Source organism: Acidobacteriota bacterium (assembly GCA_028874215.1).
GTDB lineage: Bacteria > Acidobacteriota > UBA6911 > RPQK01 > JAJDTT01 > JAJDTT01.
Genome location: JAPPLF010000024.1, coordinates 56,792 through 67,540, shown reverse-complemented (window position 1 = coordinate 67,540; position 10,749 = coordinate 56,792). Strand labels below are relative to the sequence as shown.

7 protein-coding genes are annotated in these 10,749 nt (G+C 63.2%); 1 reads left to right on the top strand and 6 read right to left on the bottom strand.

Translation table 11 applies throughout. From position 1 onward, the window contains the following. The 4 genes from OXT71_04630 to OXT71_04615 all read right to left on the bottom strand — a co-directional run. On the bottom strand, nucleotides 1-245 hold a 245-nt coding region (locus OXT71_04630), incomplete at its 3' end, for a hypothetical protein (protein ID MDE2925667.1). Beyond that, the gene (locus tag OXT71_04625) at nucleotides 242-1,249 is read right to left on the bottom strand and encodes a lysylphosphatidylglycerol synthase transmembrane domain-containing protein (protein MDE2925666.1); all 1,008 of its coding nucleotides are present in this window, start codon (nucleotides 1,247-1,249) and stop codon (nucleotides 242-244) included. The genes OXT71_04630 and OXT71_04625, both read right to left, overlap by 4 nt. Next, nucleotides 1,234-3,927: a preprotein translocase subunit SecA gene (secA, locus tag OXT71_04620; protein ID MDE2925665.1), complete on the bottom strand. Its 2,694-nt coding sequence runs from the start codon at nucleotides 3,925-3,927 to the stop codon at nucleotides 1,234-1,236. Before secA ends, OXT71_04625 begins: the two co-directional genes overlap by 16 nt. 62 nt (nucleotides 3,928-3,989) lie before the next feature. Next, entirely contained in the window at nucleotides 3,990-6,644 is a 2,655-nt protein-coding gene (locus OXT71_04615; protein MDE2925664.1) for a hypothetical protein, read from the bottom strand. A 205-nt stretch (nucleotides 6,645-6,849) separates the two neighbouring features. On the opposite strand from OXT71_04615, the gene OXT71_04610 reads away from it, so the two are divergent. Further along, nucleotides 6,850-7,914 (top strand): hypothetical protein, encoded by a 1,065-nt coding sequence (locus OXT71_04610; GenBank protein ID MDE2925663.1) that lies wholly within the window; start codon nucleotides 6,850-6,852, stop codon nucleotides 7,912-7,914. Between the two features lie 26 nt (nucleotides 7,915-7,940). Here OXT71_04610 and OXT71_04605 read toward each other — a convergent pair whose 3' ends face one another. After that, the gene (locus tag OXT71_04605) at nucleotides 7,941-9,401 is read right to left on the bottom strand and encodes a hypothetical protein (protein ID MDE2925662.1); all 1,461 of its coding nucleotides are present in this window, start codon (nucleotides 9,399-9,401) and stop codon (nucleotides 7,941-7,943) included. Between the two features lie 164 nt (nucleotides 9,402-9,565). Beyond that, nucleotides 9,566-10,501 (bottom strand): hypothetical protein, encoded by a 936-nt coding sequence (locus OXT71_04600; protein MDE2925661.1) that lies wholly within the window; start codon nucleotides 10,499-10,501, stop codon nucleotides 9,566-9,568. Nucleotides 10,502-10,749: the final 248 nt, after the last annotated feature.

The window sequence follows — 10,749 nt, the reverse complement described above, 5'->3', positions numbered from 1 at the left end:
ACGTTTTGTGCCCCTGATGACAACAACGATTCAGAATTGGAAACGGCGAAGGAAACTGGGAAAAAACAGACTGTCCCCTTCTCTGGGAAGAAACAGACTGTCCCCTTCTTGGAAGTGGAAGGGCATTCTCTGAAACAGACTGTCCCCTTCTGGAATGGAATGCCTTCTGGAATGGAAGGTGGAAGGAACAGGAGAGCCTCGGCATCCGGACGATGCCCGCTCTTATCTCTCTTCTCCCGGGTCAATCCTCCCGCGCGATGGCGGCCGTCTCCAGATCGATTTCCTCCTGCTTGCGAATCGAGTAGTAGACGATCCCCGGCAGGGACGACAACATCATCACCACGAAACCGAGCAGGGACAGGGTTACGGACATCTCGGCCGGAACTCCCGCCTGGGAGAAGAGCAGATAGTAGGCGCTCTCGCGAAGACCGATCCCGTTGATGGTGAGAGGCACCATGATGGTCAGGTTGATCAAGGGCACGAAGACCATGAAGAGCGAGAAGGGAGCTTCGATCCCGATTCCCTGGGCCGTCACCCAGACCACCGCCACCGCCCCGGCCTGGATGGGAAGCGACACCACGGCGACAGAGGCCATCTTGCCCGAATTCCGCTTCAGAGCGTCCAGGCCCTGGTAGACGAGCTCCATTTTCCGGGTCAGGGAATGGAAGCCGAACCTCTGCACCATGCAGGTCATCCGGCCGTGGGTCCAAGAGTGGAACAGCATCACGTTGGCCACGGCATACACGGCGCACGCGGCAAGGAAAATATGGAGGGACGAAAGTCCGGCGATCTGTTGGGGGACGACGAGGGAAGCGGCGAAACCGATGAGCAACAGGCCGCAGAGGCCACCGTTGCGTTCCAGCATGCTGGTGGTGAGAGTCGTGGACATGCCTCGACCCGTACCCTTGGACAGATAGTAGGCGCGAAAGACATCTCCGCCGATGGCCGAGGGCAGGAACAGGTTGAAGAAGGCGCCGATGAAGACGAGCTTGGTGAGCGGATACCAACGCTGGCAGATCTTGAAATTCTCGAGAACGATTCTCCAACGGAACGCCGAAAGCAACAGTGTGAGGATCTGAATCGAAACCGCCAGCAGCAGGAATTCGGGACGGGCGCCGGCTACGACGTGGAGCAACCGGGTGAGGTCCAGGCGGCTCAGAACCAGACCTAGAAAGGAAAAGCTCAGGATCAGCTTCAGGATCAGCTTGACCCGAGCTTGCGGCAACCTTGAAGTCAGCGGCCGCAGCACTTCTTGTACTTCTTGCCCGAGCCGCAGGGACAGGGCTGGTTGCGGCCCACTTTGGGCATGGTCCGAACCACGGTCTTCACCGCGGCGGCGCTTCGCGCGTCCATGCGGCCCCGGTTGGCGCGTCGGGAGGGCTGAGGCGGCGGCGCCGTTTCCGGTCCGGAGTAGGACACCTGTTGCTGCCGCCGGGCGTGGGCGCCTCGCAGCTCCCGTTCGTCCTCGTCGGAAATGGGCCGGAGCAGATAGAGCATCCGGACCATCTCTTCGGTGGACCGGTTCCATAGATCCTCGAAGAGTTCGAACGATTCGCGCTTGTACTCGACCAGGGGATCCCGCTGTCCATAGCCCCTCAGACCGATCCCCTCCTTGAGATGGTCCAATGCGAGCAAGTGGTCCTTCCACTGCTGGTCGATGATCTGAAGCATGATCATCCGTTCGTACCAGCGCATGACCTCGGGGCCGATCTCCCCCTCCTTCTCCTCATACCGCTTCCGGGCCATGCCGGCGAGGCGATCGTCCAGTTCAGGACGGTCCATGAGATGAGCGTCCCGGGGCAGTCCGAGGCCGAAGATCCTCTGGTAATTGATTCCCAGGCCCTCGAAGTCCCAATTCCGGGGATCCTCCTCCATGGAGACGTGCGAGCCCAACAACTCCTGCACCAACTCGTCCGCCAAGTTGAGGACGTAGGGCTTCTGGTCCTTTCCTTCAAGCAGCTCGCGGCGGAAACGGTAGATCTCCTCCCGCTGCTTGTTCATCACGTCGTCGTATTCCAGCAGGTGTTTCCGGATCTCGAAGTTCCGGGCCTCCACCTGTTTCTGGGCCCGTTCGATCTGCCGGGTGATGAGCTTCGACTCGATGGGGACCCCTTCCTCCATTCCCAGGGACTGCATCAGCCCCGAAATCCGATCGGAGCCGAAGATCCTCAGCAGGTCGTCCTCCAACGAAAGATAGAAACGGCTGGACCCCGGGTCTCCCTGCCGGCCGGAACGGCCTCTCAACTGGTTGTCGATTCTCCTCGACTCGTGACGCTCCGTGCCGATGATGTGCAGGCCGCCGAGTCGGACCACCTCCTCGTGCTCCCCTTCCCAATCGGGAAGGAGCTTCTCCAGTTCCGCTTCGTATTCCTGGGGGTTCTCATCGAGCCTGCGGCCCCGGAGCTTCAGCCTGGCCTGAAATTCGGGATTGCCTCCCAGGATGATGTCCGTACCGCGGCCAGCCATGTTGGTGGCAATGGTGACCGAGCCTCTCTTACCCGCCTGGGAGATGATCTCCGCTTCCCGCTCGTGGTACTTGGCGTTCAGCACCACGTGCTTGATCCGCTTGCGCTTGAGCAGCCTGGAGAGCCGTTCCGACTTCTCGATGGAGGTGGTGCCCACCAGCACGGGCCGGCCCTGGGAATTGCACTCGCGGATCTCGTCCACGACGGCGATGAATTTCTCCCGCTCCGTCCGGTAGATGACGTCCTCGTACTCGTCCCGGATGAGGGATTGGTTGGTGGGAATCACGTTGACCTGGAGCTTGTAGATCTTTTCGAACTCGGGCGCTTCGGTTTCGGCCGTGCCCGTCATCCCCGCCAGTTTGTCGTACATCCGGAAGTAGTTCTGGAAGGTGATGGTGGCCAGGGTCTGGTTCTCGCGCTCGATCTTGACCCCCTCCTTGGCCTCCAGGGCCTGATGCAGCCCTTCAGAGTAGCGGCGGCCGGGCATCAGGCGGCCCGTGAACTCGTCGACGATGATGACCTGTCCGTCCTTGACCATGTAGTCGACGTTTCGCTTGAACAGCGCGTGGGCCTTGAGGGCCTGGTGAATGTGGTGAACCAGAGCCATGTTGCGTGGATCGTAGACGTTCTCGACCCCCAGAAACTTCTCCGCCTTCTCGATCCCCGTCTCCTGCAGAACCACGCTTCTGGCCTTTTCGTCCACCTTGAAGTCTTCTTCACGGATCAGGCGGGGGATCATGCGGTCGATCCGCGTGTATTTGTCGGTGGATTCCTCTGAGGGACCGCTGATGATCAGCGGCGTCCGTGCTTCGTCCACCAGGATCGAGTCCACCTCGTCCACGATGCCGTAGCGGTGGCCGCGCTGGACGCATTCCTGCGCCGAAAACTTCATGTTGTCCCGAAGGTAGTCGAAGCCGAACTCGTTGTTGGTGCCGTAGGTGATGTCGGCTTGGTAGGCGTCGCGCCGGTCCTGGTCCGGCATGTCATGCTGGATCATGCTCACCGTCAGGCCCAGAAAACGGTAGAGGGGCCCCATCCATTCGGCATCCCGGCGAGCCAGGTAGTCGTTGACCGTCACCAAGTGGACTCCCTCACCTTTGAGGGCGTTCAGATAGATCGGGAGAGTCGCCACCAGGGTTTTTCCCTCTCCCGTCTTCATCTCGGCGATCTTGCCTTCGTGGAGCACCGTGCCTCCGATGATCTGCACGTCGTAGTGGCGCATGCGGAGGGTCCGGCGCGAGGTCTCCCGCACCACGGCGAAGGCTTCCGGCAAGATGTCTTCCAGACTCTCGCCCCGCTCCAGGCGCTGCTTGAACTCGGGAGTCCTGGCCTTCAGGCCCGCATCGTCCAGCTTCGAGACCGAAGCCTCCAACTCGTTGACCCGATTGACGATGGGTTGGATTCGCTTGAGGTCCCGCTCGTTCTGGGAGCCGAGAACCTTGGCAAGAATGCGATTGAACATGTCTCCTCGTAGTCTATCACGCGGACATCAGCGGACCGGTTTTTCGCATCGTGGAAAACCGCTCACAGCGATTTTGCTCCGAAGCCCTCCAGGGTCCAGCCCACAACCCATCGGGAATGGTTGTCGTGCCCGGAGGCTGCGTTGTCGGCATCGACGGGGGCCACCGACTCGAGATTGGACTCCCGGAGAAATTCTTCCATCTGCGAACGATGCCCATACATGGCCACCAGGAAGCGAATGGGATCGACCTGGGCCAGCAGTTCGGTCTCATAGGCGTCGATGCCGTCGGCGCCCCCCTTGATCAGTCCTAACGCCCGTTTCAGGCCAGGCACGAGATTGGTCAGACCGGCGCCGCCCCGGGGAACCAGGAGGCTGCCGTCCTGCCGATTGACGTGGGTCCAGGAGTGGGTCCCGCCGGCGCCGATGTAGGCCGAGGCGCCCATGCCTGCCACGATGGGAATCCCATAGAGGCGTCCCAGATCCAGATAGGGACGGATATCCTGGCCGGCCTGTCCCCTGAGGTCCTGCAGCGGGTCGAGCTGGACCTGGTCGACAAGTTTCTCGCGGCACCAGCGCTCCACGTCCAGACCCTGCGCCAGATTGTTGAACAGCCCCGCCGCCGGAATGCGCACGGCCACGGGAACGGTCCGATCGAGGGCGGCGAGTCCGGCCTTCAGGTCGCGCAGCACCTGGGTGAAGAAGTCCGCCCGCCAGCGGACCCAATCGCGGTAGGGCCGGCCGGCGGAGACGTCGATCTTTCTGGGGTCCACCCCGGTCGCCTTTCGATAAGCCGCGACCATCTCAGGGTTGTAAAGAAGCATGGGGACCTGGCGGTCGCATCCCACCAACAGGCCGTCCGCCCCCCGCTCGGCCACCTCCAGCAGGATATCGACCCGTTCCTTCCGGACCTGGGGGAAGTAGTAGCTCAATCCCCTGGAGTCGGAACCGTCCTTGGCGATCCTCCACCATTGCTGATGCCGCCGGTAAAACTCGCTGGCGAATATGCCTCCGTAGCGGTCGGCGCCATAGTGGCGCTGCATGGCCAGCCAGGGCCAGACCTGCGCGCGGCAGTCTTCCCGGGTCCCGTTGACCTGGGTCAAGGCATCGTATTCGTTGATCATGTGGATGCGCCGGCCGTAGTCGTGGGGGGAAAAATCCCGGTTTTGCTTCGCCTCCTCGTAGGAGGCGCAGGGGAAACGGGTCGTCCGGGGAAGCCGGCTGTGGTACTCGACCCATGACCGGCCCACCGACCAGCCGATGGCCCCGAATCCCAATTCGGACTGTCCGCAGGCGATGCTCCGGAACTGGTCCGGAAGGAGCCGGGCCCAGACCACGTCGAAGTAGCAGGCCCAGTCGTTCACCGCCGACAGCGGCGTTGGCGGCGAAGACATCCGGTTCTTGAGCTTCCGGGCCGATTGGGGCGTGACCGGAACCAGCCGCAGGAGGGTGGCCATGCCCCGCTGTTGGCCGGCCTTCTTCCAGTCGAGCCACCTCCCGGGATCGCCGGCAGAGTAGAAACGAATGACTTCTCCGGTCAGATCCGCGGCGGTGACGAAGGTCTCCTCCCCCAACTGGGTCGGCGGAGCGTCCCGAATCAACCCTTCCCGGCCCACCTGAACGTGCAGACCCGAACCTCCCGTCCCCAGAAAGACGGCATAGGTTCCCTGGACGGGTGGACGAAAGGTCACGGGAGGGGCGGTGTAGTCCCCTCTCCCCACCAAAACGACGCCATCATTGGGCAGTGGTTTCCATTCCCAGGATTCCGCGTCGAGGGGACTGTCCCCCCAACGGCCGTGGGCGCGCTGAAAGTTACGGACCCGGATCTCGGGACGCCCGGGGTCGATCCGAAGACGCCAAGTGGCCAGGGGGGTGAGCGGGAGACTGTCCGGCGGCTCGGTTCTCCGCCGGTAGTCCAATGCGGGGCCGTCCGGCCAAAGCCGTCCACCCACGTTGGGCAGAAACTGCACCCGGTAGTTCCCGTCGGGCCAACCCCCGACCGGGACCGGAACCTTCCGAACTCCCTCCTGGCGAGTCAGCGTGAGCTCCCTCGTCCAGAGGGACTTGCCGGAGGCGTCAGAGATCCTCATCTCGCCCTCGACTCGTTCCGGTCCGGCGCCGGGACGGACCTCTGCCAACAGGGAGAAACGATCCTGGTGGAGGAGGACGTCCGGGTGCATCCGAAGCGAGATCAGATTGGCGGAGGCCAGCTTGGGATCGAATACGACCCGCTCCGGTCCGCCGTCGACGAAACGCAGGGCCTTGACCGGGAGTCCGCCCTCGCCCATCCCCAGCCGTTCGGTCGTCACCTCCCGGCTGAGTTGCTGGCGGAAAACCCAGGTCTTCGTCCAGTCGCGGACTGTCACCTGGAGTTCGATCTGGTAGCCGCGAAAATAGACGGCGCCCGCTTCAAATTCGTAACGGCCGGGAGCGGTCAGAGGTCCCAGCTCGAAGCTGATCCGGCGACGGAACGATCGAGTCTCGGTGACGGTCCGGCCGGACGGCAGACGCCGGGTCACCCGTCCCTGGAACTCCAGGTCTCCAGGCTCGAGAACGGTGAAGCCCAATCGATGGTGGACTCCCGGAACCAGCCGCAACTCCCGGCCGGACGGATCGACGTCCACCCCATCGAAGGAGAGCTTCACCCCGGCAGAGGTTTCGGCGGCCACGGGTAGTGGGATCAGAAGGCACAGAATCGAAAGACGTCTCCAGGTCCTCATCGGTGAGACTCCTGTGAAGGTCCGGGCATGGGTCACGCCGTTCTTGTCGGTCCCGGGGATTTCCCCCCGCCGATCCTGACACCCGGCGACGGCTTTTTCCACAGCCCTTCCACAACCTTTCCTCACTCGGATCGAGGCGGCGCCGCGGATATCATGGGAGGGACGGGAAACATTCCTCGATGGCATGGGACCTTGGCGTCCAGGGATGCCGGTGAGGATCGGACTGGCAAGAGCTTCCAAGGAAATGAAACTGGCGGGGATTCTGCTGTCGGGACTCGGTCTTATTCTGTCGGCCTCGACTTCCTGCAGACGGAATTCCCAAACGGTTCCTCCCGACGAGTACGGTTCCCTCTACCCCGTGACGCTGCGCCTGAACAACGGCACGCCCCTTCTCGAGATCGGCTTCAGTTCGCGAGGGGTCCAGGAACTGACGACCTTGGACGAACCCGAACTGGACTGGATCCATCCGGGCGCCTACAGCGCCTGGGACTATACGGAGTGGCACTGGTGGAAGGGGCATCCGTTCGACTTTCGCGCTCGCGGCTTCGAAAACCCGGCCTACTGGGACTCTTTTCGTCCCCGTTTCCAGGGGAATCCGCGAGTGGATGCAGAGAGGATGGGCAAGGGATACCTGGGGATTGAATTCGAAACCGACGGTTTCACGTTTCGACAGGACTATCTCCTGCCCGCCACGGCCGTCCGCGATCGAGTTTACTGGGACATGATCTTCACCGCCGCCAACTCGACCGGGCGATCGATTGAAGAGTACGGGCATTTTTTTGCCTGCTACACCTCGGTCAACGGCCGGCGTTCCCACTGGTTCTGGGACGCCGGAGGAGAGTTGGCGCTCTGGGCGGATCGAGGAGTCGGCCATCTGGACGGCTACGTGAGCAGTCCGGAAGCCTATTTTCAACGAGCAGGGAAAATTCCCCATTGCCCCCGGGGGGGCGGCCGCCTGATCGGCACTTGGCATCATCCGGTGCTGGTTTCCCGATCCTCACCCGCGGGCTGGCGATCAGTGATCCTGCTGGACCCGGAGACCACGGCCGCCGTCACCTGCGGCATGGAGGGGACCGCCATGGACTTCATCTTCTACCCCGGCCACAAAAGGCGTGTCTTTCCGCCCGAAGACAGATTCCGGTCCCATCTCCGGCACCTCATGGTGAAGCATCCCGGGCTCCCGACCCGCGACCAACTGGAGGACTGGTGGTCGGAGTTCCAGCGGGCGAGGCCGGATCTCGCAAGGCGGCTGGACGATCTTGGAGAGTGACGGGACCAGCGGCCGTTCCCGGCGCCTCAATCCCCGGCGACGGCGTGAAGGAGCCGGAGCAAACTTTCGCGAACCTTGGCTTCGGCCTCCACCGCCAGATAGCTGGACCGCGCCCGCCAGGTTTCATAGCCCCCCAATTCGTGCTGCCGGACGGTGGGAAGGTAACCGTTGTAACCATTGGCCAATTCGATCACGAAAGTCGGCCGCAGCGGGCTCTCCTTCTTGATGGCCAGACCGGTCTCGACGAAGGTCTCGCAGGGTGTGCTGACGATTCCCAGGTCCCCGATGCGGATCGCCTGCAGCCGGACCGGAACCCTTGCCGGATATTCGGCCAGCAGCACCGTCTCGCGGGCGTAGATGGCCCGGCGTTCCCGGTAGGGACCGGGTCCCGCGTCTGCCAGGATCTTCCGGGCCCGATCCAGGTCGTCCCGGTCCGGCAGTCGGACCCCCAGTTCGATTTCCGCCTGTCTGGAAGCCAGATGCACCCAGTCGTGATACTCGATCCTGCGGTAGGCATGATGCGCCGAATCGGCCACGTCGGCCGCCACCCGCCGGATCTGCTCGAAGGGCCGGCGGCGGACACCCGGCTCGAAGAAGTTGACGTTGTTGATGTCGGCGCTGGTTCCGTTGGACATGATGCCCACGAAGGGAGGCTCCACCTTTTCGGCTCCGACGCGCTGGGCGATCTGCTTGGCGAATTCTCCGAAGTAGTCCGCCGAGAGGCCGCCGGGCGCCACACCCCCCACGTAGTGCAGCGAGTAATTGGCCAGCAGGGCCAGCGGACGCCCGTCCCGGAACTGCACCGAGAGGACGGGAACCTCCGGATCGATGGGACCGGCCGGCGCCAGCAACCGGCTGCTGCCCGACGCCGGATTCATCTGCACGCGATCGGTCCCGGCGTCGAACGGATCCACATACCGGTAACCGGGACGCATGAACCAGCGCCGGTTGAAAACCTGGCGGGCGTTGTTGCCCACCGCCCAACCGACTCGCGCCGCTTCCAGCCGGGAGGCGGCTTCGACGATGGAAAGGGCGATTCGTTCCTTCAGGAACTCCCGGTAGGCGGCTTCAGGCTCGCTCTGGAAGACTCCGCCGACGGTGACGGCGGAATGAGTGTGGGTTGCCGACACCAGCATGTTCCCGGCTGGGATGCCGGTCGAAGCCGACGCCTTCTCGCGGGCGGCGTCGATGATGTCCCGGGGAATCATGCAACTGTCGACGACCACGATGGCGATCCGGACCGTTCCGTTGTCCAACACCAGGGCGCGCGAGTTGAGGGGATCGTGGGCCTTCCCTGCCGAGCGGTCGCTCATGCTCCCGTTGGACGAGACCGGAAAAGTCCGGGGAGTGACGTCGATCACCGAGGCGCCGGCACGCAGGGCCTTCTCCTCTCCCTGAGCTTCGGATGGCCGGCCCGTTCCCATCAAGCCCAGAACCACCAGACCGGAGACAGGAAGCCACCGCCGCAAAGTCGTATTCAATTTCATCGTTCGCCACTCCCGGAGATTCGGAGCGAAAAGGTCGCCCCAAGAGTTTCCTCACCTGCACGAATCAGATTCTGGGCACGGGGAACTTATTTCTCAACACCCGGGTCCAGGGTGTTCGACTGATTCTGAAGGCCGTTGGTTCGCGCCCGGCGGCCACCGGGCGATTACCGGCACGTGAAACGCACCCTCCGCGGCAGTGTAGCCCCGGCCGAAAAGCGGAGCTTCGCCGCCCCGCTCCTTGCCCAACTCCGCGCTCCTTGCCCAACTCCAGACTGCCCCCATTTCCCTTCCCGCCCCGAGATCCAGACTGTCCCCATTTCCCCGCGCCCCCTGAGATCCAGACTGTCCCCATTTCCCTTTCCACTTTTCCGGACTGTCCCCATTCCCCCCAGCGGACGCCCGTCCCGGGACTGCACCGAGAGGACGGGAACCTCCGGATCGATGGGACCGGCCGGCGCCAGCAACCGGCTGCTGCCCGACGCCGGATTCATCTGCACGCGATCGGTCCCGGCGTCGAACGGATCCACATACCGGTAACCGGGACGCATGAACCAGCGCCGGTTGAAAACCTGGCGGGCGTTGTTGCCCACCGCCCAACCGACTCGCGCCGCTTCCAGCCGGGAGGCGGCTTCGACGATGGAAAGGGCGATTCGTTCCTTCAGGAACTCCCGGTAGGCGGCTTCAGGCTCGCTCTGGAAGACTCCGCCGACGGTGACGGCGGAATGAGTGTGGGTTGCCGACACCAGCATGTTCCCGGCTGGGATGCCGGTCGAAGCCGACGCCTTCTCGCGGGCGGCGTCGATGATGTCCCGGGGAATCATGCAACTGTCGACGACCACGATGGCGATCCGGACCGTTCCGTTGTCCAACACCAGGGCGCGCGAGTTGAGGGGATCGTGGGCCTTCCCTGCCGAGCGGTCGCTCATGCTCCCGTTGGACGAGACCGGAAAAGTCCGGGGAGTGACGTCGATCACCGAGGCGCCGGCACGCAGGGCCTTCTCCTCTCCCTGAGCTTCGGATGGCCGGCCCGTTCCCATCAAGCCCAGAACCACCAGACCGGAGACAGGAAGCCACCGCCGCAAAGTCGTATTCAATTTCATCGTTCGCCACTCCCGAAAGATTCGGAGCGAAAATGTCGCCCCAAGAGTTTCCTCACCCGCACGAATCAGATTCTGGGCACGGGGAACTTATTTCTCAACACCCGGGGTCCAGGATGTTCGACTGATCCTGAAGGCCGTTGGTAATCGCCCGGCGGCCACCGGGCGATTACCGGCACGGGAAATGCACCCTCCGCGGCAGTGTAGCCCCGGCCGAAAAGCGGAGATTCGCCGCCCCGCTCCTTGCGCAA